The sequence below is a fragment of the Devosia rhodophyticola genome (assembly GCF_028816475.1).
Lineage (GTDB): Bacteria > Pseudomonadota > Alphaproteobacteria > Rhizobiales > Devosiaceae > Devosia > Devosia rhodophyticola.
The window spans coordinates 1,677,978-1,695,520 of sequence record NZ_CP118247.1 but is presented as its reverse complement, the minus strand read 5'-3'; the positions used below and the strand labels follow the sequence as shown (position 1 = coordinate 1,695,520).

General features: G+C 59.2%; 17 protein-coding genes and 1 tRNA gene. 13 read left to right on the top strand and 5 right to left on the bottom strand.

The genetic code is table 11. The features are described from left to right. Positions 1 to 73 precede the first annotated feature (73 nt). Both rimM and trmD read left to right on the top strand, forming a co-directional pair. Positions 74 to 610 carry a ribosome maturation factor RimM gene (gene rimM, locus PSQ90_RS08325; protein WP_282212923.1) on the top strand — a complete coding sequence of 179 codons (537 nt, stop codon included), beginning with the start codon at positions 74 to 76 and terminating at the stop codon, positions 608 to 610. Further along, positions 607 to 1,287, top strand: coding sequence for a tRNA (guanosine(37)-N1)-methyltransferase TrmD (trmD, locus tag PSQ90_RS08320; RefSeq protein WP_282212922.1), 681 nt, complete (start codon positions 607 to 609; stop codon positions 1,285 to 1,287). The genes rimM and trmD overlap by 4 nt, the downstream gene beginning before the upstream one ends. Positions 1,288 to 1,289: 2 nt before the next feature. Here trmD and PSQ90_RS08315 read toward each other — a convergent pair whose 3' ends face one another. Next, on the bottom strand, positions 1,290 to 1,703 hold the full coding sequence (locus tag PSQ90_RS08315; protein ID WP_282212921.1) for a group III truncated hemoglobin: 414 nt from the start codon (positions 1,701 to 1,703) through the stop codon (positions 1,290 to 1,292). A 245-nt stretch (positions 1,704 to 1,948) separates the two neighbouring features. Here PSQ90_RS08315 and rplS point away from each other — a divergent pair, with 245 nt between their 5' ends. The 3 genes from rplS to PSQ90_RS08300 all read left to right on the top strand — a co-directional run bounded on the left by rplS (position 1,949) and on the right by PSQ90_RS08300 (position 6,326). Continuing rightward, a complete protein-coding gene (rplS, locus tag PSQ90_RS08310; RefSeq protein ID WP_282212920.1) occupies positions 1,949 to 2,494 on the top strand; it encodes a 50S ribosomal protein L19 in 546 nt (181 codons plus the stop codon). A gap of 150 nt (positions 2,495 to 2,644) precedes the next feature. Continuing rightward, a complete protein-coding gene (locus PSQ90_RS08305; protein WP_282212919.1) occupies positions 2,645 to 3,337 on the top strand; it encodes a PadR family transcriptional regulator in 693 nt (230 codons plus the stop codon). Positions 3,338 to 3,419: 82 nt separating this feature from the next. Beyond that, positions 3,420 to 6,326 carry an FAD-binding and (Fe-S)-binding domain-containing protein gene (locus PSQ90_RS08300; RefSeq protein WP_282212918.1) on the top strand — a complete coding sequence of 969 codons (2,907 nt, stop codon included), beginning with the start codon at positions 3,420 to 3,422 and terminating at the stop codon, positions 6,324 to 6,326. A 55-nt stretch (positions 6,327 to 6,381) separates the two neighbouring features. On the opposite strand, the gene PSQ90_RS08295 is transcribed toward PSQ90_RS08300, so the two are convergent. After that, the gene (locus PSQ90_RS08295) at positions 6,382 to 6,618 is read right to left on the bottom strand and encodes a hypothetical protein (protein ID WP_282212917.1); all 237 of its coding nucleotides are present in this window, start codon (positions 6,616 to 6,618) and stop codon (positions 6,382 to 6,384) included. 358 nt (positions 6,619 to 6,976) lie between these two features. Here PSQ90_RS08295 and PSQ90_RS08290 point away from each other — a divergent pair, with 358 nt between their 5' ends. Continuing rightward, a complete protein-coding gene (locus PSQ90_RS08290) occupies positions 6,977 to 7,588 on the top strand; it encodes a methyltransferase (protein WP_282212916.1) in 612 nt (203 codons plus the stop codon). Here the strand turns inward: PSQ90_RS08290 and PSQ90_RS08285 are convergent. Together PSQ90_RS08285 and PSQ90_RS08280 are read right to left on the bottom strand one after the other, a co-directional pair. Beyond that, positions 7,585 to 8,352, bottom strand: a complete 768-nt coding sequence (locus PSQ90_RS08285; protein WP_282212915.1) for a TIM barrel protein — start codon at positions 8,350 to 8,352, stop codon at positions 7,585 to 7,587. The genes PSQ90_RS08290 and PSQ90_RS08285 overlap by 4 nt on opposite strands. 132 nt (positions 8,353 to 8,484) lie before the next feature. Beyond that, positions 8,485 to 8,559: transfer RNA gene (locus PSQ90_RS08280), tRNA-Gly, on the bottom strand. 189 nt (positions 8,560 to 8,748) lie between these two features. Here PSQ90_RS08280 and PSQ90_RS08275 point away from each other — a divergent pair. Genes PSQ90_RS08275 through PSQ90_RS08265 form a run of 3 tightly spaced genes read left to right on the top strand, consistent with a single transcriptional unit; the run spans position 8,749 to position 10,618 of the window. Further along, positions 8,749 to 9,699: a thioredoxin family protein gene (locus PSQ90_RS08275; RefSeq protein ID WP_282212914.1), complete on the top strand. Its 951-nt coding sequence runs from the start codon at positions 8,749 to 8,751 to the stop codon at positions 9,697 to 9,699. A gap of 11 nt (positions 9,700 to 9,710) precedes the next feature. Then, on the top strand, positions 9,711 to 10,379 hold the full coding sequence (locus tag PSQ90_RS08270) for an LON peptidase substrate-binding domain-containing protein (RefSeq protein WP_282212913.1): 669 nt from the start codon (positions 9,711 to 9,713) through the stop codon (positions 10,377 to 10,379). Next, positions 10,379 to 10,618, top strand: coding sequence for a Trm112 family protein (locus PSQ90_RS08265; protein WP_282212912.1), 240 nt, complete (start codon positions 10,379 to 10,381; stop codon positions 10,616 to 10,618). The genes PSQ90_RS08270 and PSQ90_RS08265 overlap by 1 nt, the downstream gene beginning before the upstream one ends. Here PSQ90_RS08265 and PSQ90_RS08260 read toward each other — a convergent pair. Further along, on the bottom strand, positions 10,615 to 11,841 hold the full coding sequence (locus PSQ90_RS08260; RefSeq protein WP_282212911.1) for an FAD-dependent monooxygenase: 1,227 nt from the start codon (positions 11,839 to 11,841) through the stop codon (positions 10,615 to 10,617). The genes PSQ90_RS08265 and PSQ90_RS08260 overlap by 4 nt on opposite strands. Positions 11,842 to 12,109: 268 nt before the next feature. On the opposite strand from PSQ90_RS08260, the gene PSQ90_RS08255 reads away from it, so the two are divergent. From PSQ90_RS08255 to PSQ90_RS08240, 4 genes are all read left to right on the top strand, one after another. Then, positions 12,110 to 12,448 carry a P-II family nitrogen regulator gene (locus tag PSQ90_RS08255; protein ID WP_282212910.1) on the top strand — a complete coding sequence of 113 codons (339 nt, stop codon included), beginning with the start codon at positions 12,110 to 12,112 and terminating at the stop codon, positions 12,446 to 12,448. Between the two features lie 26 nt (positions 12,449 to 12,474). After that, positions 12,475 to 13,845 carry an ammonium transporter gene (locus PSQ90_RS08250; protein WP_282212909.1) on the top strand — a complete coding sequence of 457 codons (1,371 nt, stop codon included), beginning with the start codon at positions 12,475 to 12,477 and terminating at the stop codon, positions 13,843 to 13,845. 279 nt (positions 13,846 to 14,124) lie between these two features. Then, positions 14,125 to 16,779: a DNA translocase FtsK gene (locus PSQ90_RS08245; protein ID WP_282212908.1), complete on the top strand. Its 2,655-nt coding sequence runs from the start codon at positions 14,125 to 14,127 to the stop codon at positions 16,777 to 16,779. Between the two features lie 113 nt (positions 16,780 to 16,892). Continuing rightward, positions 16,893 to 17,525, top strand: coding sequence for a LolA family protein (locus PSQ90_RS08240; protein ID WP_282212907.1), 633 nt, complete (start codon positions 16,893 to 16,895; stop codon positions 17,523 to 17,525). Positions 17,526 to 17,543 lie beyond the last annotated feature (18 nt).

The following is a 17,543-nucleotide window of genomic DNA, read 5'->3' as shown; positions in this document are numbered from 1 at the left end:
CGCAAGAATCGGGAAGATTTCCAACTGTTGTTCGGCCTGTTAAGGCAAACGTTTCGACGCTGCGGAGCGGCCCATGTCTGAAAAAACCAAAATGCTGTTGATGGGCAAGATCGGCGCGGCCCATGGCATTCGCGGCCAGGTGCGCATTACCCCGTTTACCCAATATGCCGACGATATTGCCGCCTATGGGCCGCTCGGCACCAATCGTGCGGGGCTGACCATTACCATCGACGATCTGCGGGTGCAGAAAAACATTGTAGTGGCGCGGATCAAGGGCATTTCCAGCCGCGAAGACGCCGAAAAACTCAATGGCGTTGAACTATATCTCGACCGGACTCTGCTGCCCGAGAACGAGGACGAGGATGATTTCTATCACGCCGACCTGATCGGGTTGGAAGCCCGGATCGAGGATGGAACGGTGATTGGGGAAGTCATCGCCCTGCCCAATTTCGGCGCCGGTGACCTGATTGAAATACGCGATCCCCGCAGCGGCGATACATATCTTTATCCCTTCACCAAGGCGGTTGTGCCCCACGTTCGGATCGCCGATGGTTTCATATCGATTGCCGTGCCAACTGACGCCGATCCCGGACAAGAAGAACCCGATTGAGCTTTTCAGCAGACATCATCACCCTGTTTCCCGAACTGTTTCCTGGCCCGCTTGGCGCTTCGGTGCTGGGACGGGGGCTGAACGAGGGACTATGGTCGCTGCGCGCCAACCAGTTGCGCGACTTCGCCCATGATCGCCATCGCACCGTGGACGACACCCCCTCGGGCGGCGGCGCCGGCATGGTGCTCAAATCCGACATTCTGGCCAGTGCCATCGACACTATCGCACCGTCAACCGACAGGCGGCCCCGGATCCTGATGTCGCCACGCGGCACCCCACTGACCCAGGCGAAGGCACGGACACTGGCGCAGGGACCCGGAATTGTCATTATCTGCGGTCGGTTTGAAGGCGTGGACCAGCGCGTCATCGAAGCGCGAAACCTCGAAGAAATTTCAATCGGCGACTATGTGCTCGCGGGGGGAGAAACTGCTGCCATGGTGCTGCTCGAAGCCATCGTCCGGCTGCTCCCGGGCGTTTTGGGGGCGCCTGAAAGCCATGCCGACGAAAGTTTTGAGAACGGCCTGCTCGAGTATCCGCAATATACCCGCCCGCAGCTCTTTGAAGACGCCGAAATTCCGGCGATCCTGACCTCGGGCGATCATGGAAAAATTGCCAAATGGCGGCGCGAGCAGAGCGAAAAGATCACCCGCGAACGCCGACCTGACCTGTTGAAGTAACCTCAGCGCGGCGCGATGGCCGCCGGATCGAAAAACATCGCCAGCTTGAAATTTTCCGCCACCCGCTGCGCCTTAAAGAGAAACAATTGGCCGGTTTGTGGTCCACAAACTTCAATGGCGGCGGCCTCAAAAAGTGCCAACCAGCGATCAAAGTCCTCTGGCACCACTTCGGATCGAAGCGCCATGTGCTTGGGCATCGGGCGGCCCTTGTAGCGCCCGCTGGTCAGCATCAGCGATGACCAGAAGCCGAACATGATTTGCAGATGTGGCTCCCAGTCTTCCCCGATGTGGCGGGCAAAGATCGGCCCCAACACGCTATCCTGACGGATTTGCGTGTAAAAAAGCCGCACCAGCCTTTCAATCATCGCCTCGGTAATCGGCTGTGCGCCTGCATCGTCATGGTCTAGGGTTTGCATGGCCGCACTATAACGCCAAGCCCCTGGCTTGGGCACCATCCAGCTTGTCGCAGGGGCATGTCGCGACAAATCGCGCAAAAAGCCATGGACTCAGGGCGATTTTTGCCCTATAGCGCGGCCACTAAAGTGCTGCTGGGAAACTACCCGGCGCGAAGACGACCAAACTCCGTGTAACCAAGACCGGGCGATCGGAACCTCAGGGTTTCGAATCAACGCTCCTTTGAAAAGATCAGAACGGATCAATCATGAATATCATTCAGCAGTTTGAGCAGGAGCAGGTTGAAGCGCTCACCGCCAAGCGCCAGCTCCCCGACTTTACCCATGGCGACACCGTCAAGGTTTGGGTCAAAATCCGTGAAGGCGAAAAAGAACGCCTGCAGGCCTATGAAGGCGTTGTTATAGCCTGCAATGGCGGCGGCATTACCGCCAGCTTCACGGTTCGCAAGATTTCCTATGGTGAAGGCGTGGAACGCGTTTTCCCCATGCACTCGCCCAATATCGACAGCGTTGAAGTCTTGAAGCGCGGCAAGGTTCGTCGCGCCAAGCTCTATTACCTGCGCGATCGTCGCGGTAAATCAGCGCGTATTTTCGAATCGACCAATTCGCGCACCAAGAAGATCGAAGCCACCGAGCGCGCAGCGGCTATCGAGGCAAAGAACGCCCGTGAAGCCGAAAAGATTGCCGCCGCAGAGGCTTTTGCCGCTGAACAGGCTGCCAAAGATGCCGAAGCCGCAGCAGCGGCTGCGGCAGCCGAACAGGCCGCCGCAAGCGAAGAGCCCAAGAGCGAATAATCTCTCCACGCTTCGTCAAGAATTACAGAACCCGGCCGCAAGGCCGGGTTTTTTGTGATCGGTACAATTGCAAAACTATCTCAAGATATATCTTGAATCGCGCGCCCCGCCCGCCCACGTAAAGGCAAGACAAACCTGTGGAGCAAACAAATGCGCGACGATGACGACGACTTCGCGGCTCAGTGGCGCCGCTTTGAAAATATGGCCCGCAAGGGCTTTGATCGGCTAACCGGCTGGAGCGATGCCACCAGCCGCGAGGGCTTTGGCAATAATCTGCGCATGGGCCGAATGCTGGCGGCAGGCGATGTTCGCCTTGTTGCCCTGTTCCTGATCGAACAGCAGCCCCGCCATGGTTATGATCTGATCAAAGCCATCGAGGAGCATTCGCACGGCTTTTATGCCCCCAGCCCCGGCATGATCTATCCAGCGCTGACCTATCTGGAAGAAGCGGGCTACGTGACCTCGCAAAGCGAAGCCAACAAGAAGCTCTACACCATTACCGATGTGGGCCGGACTCATCTGGCGGACAACCGCGACGCCATCGCCACAACGCTGGGTTTTCTGGCCAAGGCCGGCGAACGAATGAACCAGTTTCGCGACATGGCCAATGGGGACTGGAAGTCGGGCAATAATGAGGGCGATGAACACAAATCGCGTTCTCAGCAGCCCGACCGCGACATGAAAGACGTATTGCCCGAGGTCAATGAGGCTCGCCGGGCGCTCAAGGCAGCGATTGCCGAAGCGGTCAACCAGGGTGAAGCAGCCCAACGCGAAGCGGCCCGCATCATGAAAAAGGCCGCCGACAAGATCGTCAAGGCCACCAGCAACGATATCGATCTCTAACAAAAAACCCCTCGCCAAGGCGGGGGGTTGTAGTTTAAAAGCATGCGACCATACTAACATGTTAGTGTCAGAGGAGCGTGACTTGAACCAGATATCAGCCATCACACCAGATCGGCACGCTGCGGGTCTGCGCGTTGCGGCGCGGCTCAAAGATGTTGTTGCGCCCAAAAAGCTGATGACTGATCCGCTGATGACTTATGCCTGGTCCGGCGACGCCAGCTCCTACCGGCTAATCCCCGCCGTTGTCGCTATTATCGACACCGAGGATCAGGTTCGCGCCGTCATGCAGGCCGCACGCGCCGAAGGGCTGCCCCTGACGTTTCGCGCCGCCGGCACATCGCTTTCGGGTCAGGCTGTAACAGACGGCGTGCTCGCGGTTCTGGGCGACGGCTGGCGCAAGATGCAGATTTTGGACGGCGGTGAGCAGATTGTTCTGGGACCGGCGATCATCGTTGCCAACGCCAATACCGCGTTAAAACCGTTCAATCGCAAGATCGGACCCGATCCCGCCAGTCAGGCGACGTGCAAGATCGGCGGCGTCGTCAACAATAATTCCTCGGGCATGTGCTGTGGCGTGGCGCAGAACACCTATAACACCATGGCCAGGTTACGGATCATTCTGACCGATGGCACGCTGCTCGATTCGGGCGACAATGATTCACGTGAAGCATTCCGCGCCAGGCGCGCCGACCTGCTCGACCAGATCCAAGCCCTGCATCATCAGGTGATGGCAGACGCTGAACTCGTGGCGCTGATCCAGAAGAAATACCGGATCAAGAACACGGTCGGCTACTCGCTCAATGCCCTGGTTGATTTTCACGATCCGCTCGACATTCTCATTCATTTGATCGTTGGCTCGGAAGGCACTCTCGGCTTCGTCTCCGAGGTGACCTACAATACGGTGCCCGAGCATCCGTTCAAATCCACAGCGCTCGTCCCCTTCCCCGATCCCCACTCCTGCGCCCGAGCCATTTCGACCCTTGCCAACGGCGGCGTCCATGTCACAACCGGGGTAACGGCGGCTGAATATATCGAGCGCCGGGCGCTGGAAACTGTCATCCACCTGCCCGCCATGCGCCCGCTGGTGCCGTTTCTCGACGAAAATTCACCCGCCGTCCTGATCGACGTCACCGCGCCTGACGCCGAAACGCTGGCTGCTGAAGTTGCCAAGGCCGAAGCGATCCTTGCCGCTGAGGGCGCTACAGCCATTGATTTTTCAACCGACGAGGCGCGCTCGCACGCCCTGTGGGATATTCGCAAGGGCTTTTTTGCCTCGGCAGGCGCAGCGCGGCCCAAAGGCACCTCAATGCTGACTGAAGATGTCGCCGCTCCCATTGATCGGCTGGCCGATTTCGTTATCGATCTGCGCCAACTGCTTGATGAGCATGACTATGAGGACGCGGTGATCTTTGGCCACGCACTGGCCGGCAATCTGCATTTTCAAATGGGCGATGATTTCTCCCAACCCGGTTCGGCCAAAAAGTTCGATCTGTTCTCCAAGGCCCTGTCCGACCTCGTATCGATTCAATATGGCGGCTCGCTAAAGGCCGAACATGGCACCGGGCGCGCCATTGCCCCATTCGTGGAGGCCGAGTGGGGCCCGACGGCCTACGCGCTGATGCACCAGATCAAGGCCCTGTTCGACCCCGAGGGGCTGCTCAATCCCGGCGTGCTGCTCAACCGCGATCCAGATATTCATGTCAAAAATCTCAAGCTGATGCCGCTGGCCGATCCGCTGGTTGACCTCTGCATCGAATGCGGCTTTTGCGAACCGGCCTGCCCCAGCCATCAAATGACCCTGTCGCCGCGCCAGCGCATCGCGGTGACCCGCGAACGCGCCCGCCTGCGCGCCTCGGGCGAAGATCCAGAGCTATTGGCCCAGCTCGACAAGGACTTCCAATATCCCGGCCTTGATACCTGCGCTGCTTGCAATCTCTGTTCGCTTCGCTGCCCCGTTGGCATTGAAACCGGCACCATGATCATGGGCCAGCGCGCCGAACGGCGAGGCGACTTCGCCAAATCGGTTGCCCATTTTGCTGCGGGCCATACCGGCATGATCGAATCGGGCATGCGTGGCGGCGTCGCGCTCGCCGACATTGGCCAGGCGGTTATCGGCAAGGCGGCGATGCAAACCATCACCAACGCCGCGCGGCAGGCAACCGGACGACGGGTTCCCCGCATTTCGCCGCAGCTGGACGCCGGACCGGGCGCCCCCAATGCACCGGCAACTATTTCGCGCAGTGATCCGCGCGCCACCGGCTTTCCGGTGCCGATTGCCCAAGACGATCGGCCGAAAATTGTCTATTTCCCCGCCTGTCCCACCCGCATGTTCGGGGCGGCCAGAACCGATCTCGACCTGCTGTCCGCCCCTGAGGCGATGTTGGCGCTGCTTGATCGTGCCGGATTTGATGTGATCATGCCCCAAAATCTCAATGGGCAGTGCTGTGGCCAACCTTTTGTTTCAAAAGGGTTTCCTGAGGAAGGAGAACGCGTCGGCAGTCAGTTGGTCAAGAATTTGTCGACCCTTATCGGCGAGGACGCAGTACCGGTTCTGACCGACGCCTCGACGTGCGCCAAACATCTGACCGATTTGCCCGGCACCGCCAGCATCGTCGACAGTGCCCAGTTCCTGGCCGAAGCGCTTTTGCCGCGCCTGAGAATCACCAATCCCTTGCCGGTGGTGGCTGTGCATCACAATTGTTCCGCCCAGCGCCTTAAAGAGCAACCCGCCACCGAAGCCGTCGCGAATGCCTGTGCCAATTCCATCGCGGTGCTCTCTTCAGTGACCTGTTGCGGCTACGCCGGGGACAAGGGGCTGTTCACGCCCGAACTGAACCAGCACGCCACGCGTTTTGCCAAGAACGATATTCCAGCAGGCTGCACTATTGGAGTTTCGACTGTCTCAACCTGCGCCACGGGCCTGTCTGAATATGCCGACATTCCCTTTGTCTCGCTCGCCAGCCTGTTGGAGTTTGTCAGCCGCCCCTGAACCCGATCTTCCCCCCGGTCAGGCGAATTACCTTGTCGGCGCGCCTCCGAAACGGCTAGGTAGCCCCATGATCAGCACCGTCACCATTCAAAGCCTTGGCCAACGCGCCGAAGGCATCGCCGAAATCGACAATCAGCGGATATTTGTGCCCCGCGCTCTGCCCGGCGAAGTGGTCGAGATCGAACAAGATGGCGAGCGTGCGACATTGCTGGCGGTCAAAGCCGCAAGTGCAGCGCGCATTGCCCCGTTTTGCCCGCACTTTGAGCAATGTGGAGGCTGCCAGACCCAGCACATGGATCAGCCCAGCTATCAGGCGTTCAAGACGGGTCTAGTCGAAACCGCGCTGAATTTTGCCGGTATTGATGTGCCGGTCAGTAATTTTGTTGATGCAGGCGGAAGGGGCCGTCGGCGCGCGACGCTGCACGCACGCCGCGAAGGATCGGGCTATATGCGTGCCCGCAGCCATGAGGTCGAACCCATCGAGCACTGCCCGATCCTGGTGCCCGCATTGGCGCGCGCCCCCGCCATTACCAGCGCCGTTTATCAAGCAATTGGCGAAGCCGATGTCAGTTTTACCGCAACTGTCACCGGGCTTGATGTTGCCGTGCACTCGGAAAAAACATGCCAGCAGCCCACGGTTGGAACCATTGGTGGCCAGATTTCATCTGGCGCGATTGACGCTCAACGGGGAAATGGTGCTGCAAACCCAACCGCCTGCCGTCAGCATGGGCAAAGCCACTATCGAGCTGCCCACCGGCAGCTTTTTGCAGGCCACCGAAGCCGCGCAGGATTTTCTGGCCGACTATGTGGCCGAAGCGCTCAAAGGCGCCAAAAATGTTGCAGATCTGTTTTGTGGGGTGGGCCCCTTTGCGCTGCGCCTGGCCCAATCAAGCAAGGTCTTTGCAGCAGACAGTGACAAACCCGCCATCGAAGCGCTCGATCAGGCGCGACGGCTAACCCGTGGTCTCAAACAACTGACGGCCAAGCGCCGCGACTTGTTCCGCGAGGAAATGACCCGATATGAATTGGCCGATTATGACGCGGTGGTGCTTGACCCACCGCGCGCAGGTGCACTCAATCAGGTACGCGAACTGGCGGCATCAAAGGTAAAGACCATCGCCATGATCGCGTGCGACCCGAAAACTTTTGCCCGCGACGCAGCCACATTGATTGCTGGCGGCTACAGGATGAAAGATTTGATGGTGGTGGATCAGTTCGTGCACTCAACCCATATCGAAATTGCCGCAACCTTTTCCCACTAGACTTCCAGTTCTCGTCGCGTTTGCGCCAACGCCGCCGCTGTTGGTCCAATGGGGCGATATTCCAGCCCAACGCATCCTTTGTAGCCGTTGGCAAACAGCCATTTGAGCGCTGCGGCCAACGGCAATTGACCCGTGCCCGGCTGATTCCGCCCCAAATGATCGGCGACATGGATATGGGCAATGCGGTCAACCCGGCCCTCAAGCACCTCGGCGGTCTTCTCGCCCATCACCATGGAATGATAAAGATCATAGAGTAGCCCGATTTCGGCGCGCCCCACATTGTCGATGATATCGAGCCCTTCAATTGTGGAGGCCAGAAAATACCCCTTGTGGTCGATCAGCGTATTGAGCGGCTCAAGCGCCAGCGTAACCCCCGTTCCTTTGAGAACATCGGCGGCCCGCAACAGACAGGCTTCAATTGCGGCGCGCTGCTGAGGGCGACTGCGGCCCGGCAGATCATCACCCGCCTGCGCAATCAAGACCTTTGCCCCGAGGCGCTGCGCCACCGCTACTGACTGCACCAAACCCGAAAGAAAGGCGTCGTGCTGGTCCGGATCGGTCAATGGCACCATCGGCTCAGCCACCAGACCCGCCAAGGTCATGTCGTGCGTTCGCATCGCCATTTCGATGGCGTCGATATCCTTGTTGGTCCAGCGCCAGAATTCAAATACCTCGAGCCCTGCTGCGGCCGCCAGCCCGATACGCTCGGCAAAAATTTCGGTTTCCGGCGCAAACAACATTTCGATACAGGCTGAAAAACGCATGCGTGACCCTCCAGGAGCCATCAGACGTGGCTTGAGGCAGACAAGGCCAATTCGGCGACCGGATCAAGTACTTGCAAACAAAAAGGGTCCTCACGGACCCTTTGTCATCAAAGGTTTGCCACCCTTTGATATTGGAGCGGGCGATGGGATTCGAACCCACGACCCTAACCTTGGCAAGGTTATGCTCTACCCCTGAGCTACACCCGCACTCCAGTGTCTTTCGTGCGATGCCTTGGCACCGACGCGACGCGCGCCTATATGCCCAATGCGCACTCCGATTGCAAGCAATAATCTGCATGCGGATGGCGATAGACTCTCAAGGGCTTGTCACAACGCTACCGCAAGGCGCACAAAGAAGCCCAAAACCGCAAACAGTACAGTCGCGAAGGCCCAGTTATGACATTTGAGTTGAACGGCGCAGCCGCCCCAAAAAACGATGCCACCCCCGCTGGTGCTCTTATCGCCGAATCAACCGATCAGGGATTCAAGGCCGATGTAATCGATGCCTCCGTGCAAACCCCGGTACTGGTGGATTTCTGGGCCCCATGGTGCGGCCCCTGCCGGGCACTGACGCCGGCGCTTGAAAAAGTGGTGACCGAAAAGGCCGGCAAAATCCGCCTGATCAAAATCAATATCGATGAACACCCCCAGATTGCCGGGCAATTGGGCGTTAAATCCATCCCGGCGGTTTTCGCTTTTGCTGGCGGACGACCTGTCGACGGCTTCATGGGTGCACTGCCCGAAGGCGAAGTGCGCCGCTTTGCGGAAAAAGTGATCGCTGGAGCACCAGAAGCCCCGCCAGAACCCGAATCGATGGACGAGCAGATTGCCAAGGCCATTGAAGCCGCCGACGAGGCGTTGGGCGCCGGCGACCTCGGTCGGGCCGCCCAGATTTTTGGTATGGTTTTGCAGCACATGCCCGAAAATGCCAAAGCCCTGCTGGGCCTGGCGCGCACCTATCTGGCTGCGGGCGAAACCGAACAGGCCAAGGCAACTCTTGAAATGCTGCCCGAAGATGCCCGCGTCGGCGATGACTATGCGGCCGCCATTGCCTCCATCCGTCTTCTGGACGAAGCCAAGGACCTGTCCGAAGCAGATAGCCTGGTTGCAGCCGTTGCCGCCGATCCTGACAATCATCAGGCCCGCTTTGATCTCGCCGTGGTTCTTAATGCCAGGGGCGACCGACTTGGCGCCGCAGAATCGCTGGTCGCGCAAATGAAGCGCGACCGGACCTGGAACGATGACGGCGCGCGCAAGAAATTGATCGAGCTGTTCGAAGCCTGGGGGGTAAAGGATCCTGCAACCATCAAGGGCCGTCGGCTGTTGTCGGCAGTGCTCTTCTCCTAAGGGAGTCCGTCATGCTCAAACGTCCCGCCTCACCCGCTGATCTGCCAAAATCCGTGCCGGTCTTTCCATTGACCGGCGCGCTGCTGCTGCCGTTTTCCCATCGCCCGCTCAATGTGTTTGAGCCGCGCTATATTGAAATGGTCGACGCGGCGCTGCGCACCAATCGGTTGATCGGACTGATTCAGCCCGAAGATACGTCCGAGGAATCCCCCAAGGGGCGCAGCCCGTTGCAAAAGGTCGGGTGCCTGGGTCGATTGACCCATTTTGAGGAAAATGGCGACGGGCACTATTTCATAATTCTCGAAGGCGTCACCCGGTTCAAACTGGTGTCCGAACTGACTGTCATGACCCCCTATCGGCAATGCATCATTTCGGGTCATGGGTTCGAACCCGACTTTGAGCGTAGCTTTGGCGAAGAAGGGGTGGACCGGGCCCGCTTTGTCAAAATGATGCGCGACTATGCCGAGTTCGCCAATTTCGAGTTGAACTGGGAAGAGATCGAGCGCACCGGCACTGCCGATCTGATCAATTTCTGCTGCATGGTGTCCCCCTATGGGGCCGCCGAAAAGCAGGTATTGCTCGAAGCCGATACGCTCGAAGCCCGGGCCGAAACCCTGATTGCGATGACCGAATATGAAATGGCTCATGGCGGCGACAATCCGGCCGCCCCGCTCAACTGATGGCTGATCCGCGCCACGTGGTTGATGTCAAAACGCTCGAAATGCTGGTCTGTCCGCTGACCAAGACCCGGTTGACCCTGGCCGAGGACAAAAAGGAACTGATCTCAATTGCCGGGCGGCTGGCATTTCCCATTGTCGAAGGCGTGCCGCTGCTGAGCCTCGATGAGGCGCGCACCATCGATCCCGAGGAACTCAAACGCCTGCCGCATGCCCGCACCATCGAGCAAGATAATGGCTAGATCGGCTGCCCGAGCAAAAGGCGCGGGCCGCTGCCGGTCAGGCCCGATGCATTGCGAATCATCGCGTCCTTGAGCGGTCCGGCGCGGTCCACGAGTCCGAGGCCCAGATCGCGCAGCGCCCGCACCGGGGCAATGTCATTGGAAAACAGCCGGTTCATCATATCAGTCACCATCGCCATGGCGCTGGTATCCAGCCGCCGCCAGGACTGGTAGCGCAAGAGAACATCGTCGCCGCCATGGTCCATGCCCAGCCGCATCGCCTCAATGACCACTTCAGCCAGTGCCGCCACATCTTTGAGCCCCAGGTTCAACCCTTGCCCCGCAATTGGATGCACGACATGGGCCGCATCCCCGATCAGGGCCAGTCGCGGCGCCACCATCTCGCGAGCGATTTGCATGCGCAGCGGAAAGCTCTGCACCTTTTCAATAATTTGGACTGACCCAAGGCTCGATCCCATGACCGATTCGATTTCGAGCGCCAGTTGCTGCGCGTCCATTGCCAGATAATGCGCCGCATTGGCGCGGGTTTCGGTCCAGACCAGCGAAGAGCGCCGGCCTGGCAACGGCAGGCTGGCAAAGGGGCCGGCGGGGCGGAAATGCTCATAGGCAACGCCCTGATGGTCCAGCTCATGTTCAATCGTTGTAACAATGCCATTCTGACCATAGTCGTGCGCGACCACGCCAATCCCGGCCCCCTGCCGCAGACTTGATTGCGCCCCATCGGCGCCAATAATCAGCGCCGCCTGCAACTGCCGCCCATCACCAAGCGTCAAGCGCGCGCCAAAACTGTCAAAGTCGGTCTTGACGATATCGGCGGGCGCCACAACCTCAATGCCATCGCCGAGTTGGGCCAATAACGCCTCAGCCATTGTGCGGTTGGGCACCATATGCGCAAAGGCTTCCCCCGGGGCGACATCGCCTTCAAAACGCAAATAGAGCGGGCGCGCCAGATCGCCCGCGCCAGAATCGGTAATATTCATTGCCGTGATCGGTTGAGCCTTTTCCGCCATGGCGTCCCAGACGCCCAGCGTTTCAAAGACGCGCCGCACTCCGGCGGCGATAGCGCTGGCGCGGCTGTCTTGCGGCACGCTCATGGGGCGGCGGTCGACAAGCCCGATGCGCGCCCCCGTCATAAAGCGGGTCAGGCTCAGCGCCATGCTCAACCCGACCGGCCCACCGCCGACAATCAAGACATCAAATCGATCCGCCTGGGCGACCATCATCACACTCCATTTGCCCCAATGTCGCGCGCGCCCGCCCCCAACACAAGCGCGCCAAACGCCGCGTCTCAAGTCTGCTCCAATTTTACCCAATTGCAAAACTGGTTGCACAAAATTTGTGCACAAAACCAAAGCCGTGAAAGCCAAAAAAATGGGCCACAATGTAACATATTGTTTTAAATAACGAAATTCTGGTGGTGCACAGTTGGCACGCCTTTTGAGTCTAGGAAGCCATCCACAGTGAACAGCGCACAGTCGCGAAGGGGCAAACATGAAACTGGTGATAGCGATTATCAAGCCATCACGCCTCGAAGAGGTCCGCCAGGCACTCAATTCCCTCGATATCCACGGCATGACCGTTACCGAGGTCAAGGGTTATGGCCGCCAGAAGGGGCATTCCGAAATCTACCGCGGCACAGAATACGCCGTGCACTTCCTGCCCAAGCTCAAGATTGAAATTGCCGTTGACGATGCCGTCAGCGATGCCGTCGCCACCGCCATCCGTGATAGCGCCCAAACCGGGCGTATCGGCGACGGCAAGATATTCGTCCTTGATCTTGAAGCCGTAACCCGCATCCGCACCGGCGAGACCGGCGCCGCCGCGCTTTAGGCGCCTACCCAATCGGAGAAAAAGAAATGACAGGTTTGAAAACGTCAACAATATTGGGTGGGGGTCTGCTCGCAACGCTGGTGCTGGCGCTGCCCGCCCTGGCTCAGGAAGCAGCAGCGCCGGTGGCCGAGGCCGCGGCCGCGGTCGTGCCGGTAATCGACAAGGGCGACACCGCCTGGATGTTGGTTTGTACTGCTCTGGTCATTTTGATGACCATTCCCGGCCTTGCCCTTTTCTACGGCGGCCTCGTGCGGGCCAAAAACATCCTTTCGGTTTTGACCCAGGTCTTTGCCGGTTTTGCCATGCTGGCCCTGCTCTGGGTCGCTTACGGCTATTCGCTGGCATTTGCCGGGCCAACCGAGGGTGGTCTTTCCGCCTTTGTTGGTGATTTTTCCAAGTTCTTCCTCATCGGCGTCACGCCTGACAGCACCGCCGCGACCTTCTCGGCCGGTTTTGAATTGCCAGAACTGGTGTTTGTCATTTTCCAGCTGACCTTTGCCGCCATTACCGGCACGCTGATTGTGGGTGCCATTGCCGAACGCATGAAATTCGGCGCCCTGATGGCCTTCCTGGCCATCTGGTTCACCTTTTCCTACGTTCCGGTTGCCCACATGGTCTGGTCCGGCCCGGGTCTGCTGTTCAATCTGGGCGCCTATGATTTTGCCGGTGGCACGGTCGTGCACATCAACTCCGGTATCGCCGCCCTGGTCGCTGCCATCGTGCTTGGCCCCCGCGTCGGCTTCCTCAAGGAACCCATCGCCCCGCACAATCTGACCTTCACCTATATCGGCGCTTGCCTGTTGTGGGTTGGCTGGTTCGGCTTTAACGCCGGATCGAACCTGGAAGCCAATGGTCTGACAGCTCAAGCCTTCCTCAATACCATCACAGCTCCTGCTGCTGCTGGTCTGGCCTGGGCACTCGCCGAAAGACTCAGCCGTGGCCATGCATCAGCACTGGGTGCGGTTTCTGGTGCTGTGGCAGGCCTTGTCGCCATAACCCCCGCCGCCGGTTTCTCCGGCACCTTCGGGGCGATCGTTTTGGGTGCTGTTGCCTCGCTCGTCTGTTTCTGGGCCGTGGTCAACCTCAAGCCAATGCTGAAATATGACGATAGCCTCGACGTCTTCGGCATTCATGGCATCGGCGGCATCGTCGGCGCACTCGGCACGGCCATTGTGGCCAGCCCCTCGCTGGGTGGCTATGCACTGGATGGCTATTCCATGGGCGGCCAGTTCATGATCCAGCTGACAGCAGTTGCCATTGCCGTGGTCTGGTCCGGTGTAGTTGCCTTTGTTGCCCTGATGATCGTCAAGGCCATCTTCGGTGGCCTGCGGGTTACCGAAAGCGCCGAGAGCGATGGTCTGGACCTCGCGACCCACGGCGAACGCGCTTACAACTGATCCTCTGGCCGGGCGGCGGATGCGCTGCTGCCCGGCACCTACCACCGATTGGTGGTCGCGTGCAGCTCGTGTTCCTCTTGGCCCGCCACAGAGGCTTCCCACTCGCAAACAGCATGGGCTGCACCCCACCACCAATCTGCAAAGGCCTGCCAGCAAACTGGCGGGCCTTTTTGCCGACCAATGCCCGATGGTTAGCACCAGATTAACTTAGCCCTTCTAGCATGATGCCAAATTGGGCTGTCGATCCCCGACGCCCCTGCCAAAGATTTGTTGCCATCCATGCCGACACATCCCACGCCCGTGCTTGATGAAGTGCGTACCACCCCTGCCCGCGGCCGCCGTCCAGCGGCAGCAAAAAAACCGGCAGCCAACCATGCCATAGCCATCCGCATACCCTTGCGGCTGGTCGGCCTGATTATGCTGGCGCTGGTCAGTCTGTGCCTGGTGGCTCTGGCGTCCTGGTCGGTTGACGACCCCAGCTTTTCCTACGCCACCGCCAAACCGGCCAGCAACTGGCTGGGGTTTGCCGGCGCCGCAACTGCTGACCTGTTGTTCCAGATTTTTGGACTGGCAAGCCTGGCGTTGCTGGTGCCACCCGCCGTCTGGGGTTGGGCTTTGGTGCGGCGTCACGCGCCCAGCGCCATGGGACTGCGCCTGTTTGCCTGGGTGGCATCCGCCCTATTGGCGGCTGGCGTTCTGTCCTTTACCGCCATGCCGGCAACCTGGCCGTTGCCAACCGGCCTGGGGGGATTGATCGGATCAGGCTTTACCAACCTTGCCACCATGATTGCGGGCGGCAATCCCCAACCCATTACCATGGCCCTGTTTGCCATCATCATTGCCGTGCCCACACTGGCGCTTTTCTGGCTGGCCCTCGGGCTAGGCACCGCCGCCCCTCATGCTGAAAAATCTGGCATGCCTGCCAAGCGCGGATCCGACAGCTTGGATGAAGGCGACAGCGATGAACCTGAAACCAACCCTATCGTAGACGTAACCATTGGCGCGTTGGTGCATCTGGGCTTTTCCCTACGCACTGCATTCCGCCGGGCCAAGGACCGGCATCAGAAAAAGCGGGCCGAGGACGCAGCACCATGGCGCGATGATGAGATCGAGCCAAATCTGGATGGCACGAACGCCCCCAACGTGGTTGCCGCACCACGCCGCATTCACGCAACGCCAGCAGAGCCCGCCGTGGCACCGCGACCAGCCGATTTTGATGATACCGCGCTCGATTATCCCGACGAGCCCGACTACGACGACATCCCGTTTGCTGCCGATCCGGCGCCAGCGCCGGTCAATCACCAGCAACGCGGCGATTCGCGCTTCAACCCCGGTGCAGCCCGTGCCAATGCCCCCCGCATTGCAGCGCCCGCCCCGCGCCCGGTGCAGGGCAATCGGATCGCCCGCGAAGCGCAGGGATCGCTTCTTGACGAGCCAGCCGGATTCGAATTGCCGTCGCTGGCGCTTCTGTCCGAACCCAAACCGCGCAGCGTCTCGCACGAGCATCGCCCCGAACATCTCGAAGAAATGGCGCGACGTCTCGAAGGAGTACTCGAGGATTTCGGCGTCAAGGGTGACATCATCAATGTGCGCCCCGGCCCTGTCGTTACCCTTTATGAACTGGAGCCAGCACCAGGCATCAAGTCCAGTCGCGTCATTTCACTGGCCGACGATATTGCCCGCTCAATGAGCGCCATTTCCGCCCGCGTTGCGGTGGTGCCGGGGCGCAATGCCATCGGCATCGAATTGCCCAACCAGAACCGCGAAACCGTTTATCTGCGCGAAATGCTGGCCTCCAGCGATTTTGAGAAGATGAAGGGCAAACTGCCCATTTGTCTTGGCAAAACCATTGGCGGCGAACCGGTGATTGCCGATCTCGCCCGCATGCCGCATCTGTTGATCGCCGGTACAACTGGTTCGGGTAAATCAGTTGGCATCAACACCATGATCCTGTCGCTACTCTACCAGATGACGCCCGAGCAGTGTCGCCTGATCATGATCGATCCCAAAATGCTCGAACTCTCAATCTATGATGGCATTCCGCACTTGCTGACCCCGGTCGTTACCGATCCGTCCAAGGCCGTGGTGGCGCTCAAATGGGCGGTACGTGAGATGGAAGATCGCTATCGCAAGATGAGCAAGATCGGCGTGCGCAACATCGATGGCTTCAATCAGCGTGTTTCTGAAGCTGCCAAGGAAGGCAAGGTCATCACCCGCACCGTCCAGACCGGCTTTGACAAGGAAACCGGTGAGGCGATCTTCGAAAGCGAGGAGTTCAACCTCGAGCCACTCCCCTATATCGTGGTCATCGTCGACGAAATGGCCGATCTGATGATGGTCGCAGGCAAAGACATCGAAGGGGCCATCCAGCGTCTGGCGCAGATGGCACGTGCGGCCGGTATCCATATGGTCACGGCTACACAGCGGCCTTCGGTCGACGTTATCACCGGCACCATCAAGGCCAACTTCCCAACCCGCGTGTCCTTCCAGGTGACCTCGAAGATCGATTCGCGCACTATTCTGGGCGAACAGGGTGCCGAGCAACTGCTGGGCAACGGTGACATGCTCTATATGGCGGGCGGCGGGCGCACCAAGCGTCTGCATGGGCCGTTTGTGGCCGATAGCGAAGTGGAAGCCGTGGTCAACCACCTCAAGGCACAGGGCCAGCCCGACTATCTTGAATCAATCACCGAGGAAGATGAGTACGGCCCGATGCCCGGCGACGATTATGCCGGTTCCGGCGACGAGCTATATGACAAGGCGGTCAATATCGTCCTGCAGGATCGCAAGGCATCGACCAGCTATATCCAGCGCCGCCTGGCCATTGGCTACAACAAGGCCGCAACGCTGATCGAACGAATGGAGCAGGAAGGCGTTATCTCTCAGGCCAACCACGCCGGAAAACGCGAAATTCTCGTCGGTGGTGACCAGTAACGAAACTTTGCGCGCAACCGCTGCCTAGCGAATTAATTTTGGATAGTGCGTTCCAGCTGTTGCCGTAATTGCTCGCTAAAAGGCGCAACCACTCAAGATCGGGACCAAAAGCCATGATTCGCCGCGAAGCCCTTTTTCTGGGACTGACCGCCCTGTTTGCCACGGCCACATCCAGCTGGGCACTTGATCGGGCGCTCACTCCCGACGAGCAGCAAATGATTGCCGACATCGGCACCCACAATTCAGCGATCCGCACTATGGTTGGGCGCTTCCTGCAGATTGATTCCCAGGGCGGGCGCACCGAAGGCACTTTTTATCTGCAGCGCCCCGACAAAATTCGCTTCCGCTACAATCCGCCCAGTCGCGAGGAAATCGTTTCGGTCGGGCGGGGTTTTTACGTCATGAATCGGCGTGACAAAACCTACTACGCCTATCCCCAGGATACGATCCCGCTACGCCAGTTCCTCGGCGACCAGATTGATTTTACCCGCTCCAACATCATCGATGTGACCACCAGCGACGCCTATTTGACCATCACCATTACCGACGATACTGTAGCGGGAACGGTACAGGTCTCGCTGATTTTTGACAAAAACACCAAGGATCTGACGCAGTGGAGTCTGGTTGAGCCCAGCGGGTCTGAGCTGACTTTTTCGCTCTTTGATGTCCAGCAAGACGTCGAAATTCCAAAATCCTTTTTCTATATCGACGCCACTTACACCGCCCTCGACCCGTCCTCTCGCTAGACGCGCGGTAAACCCCGC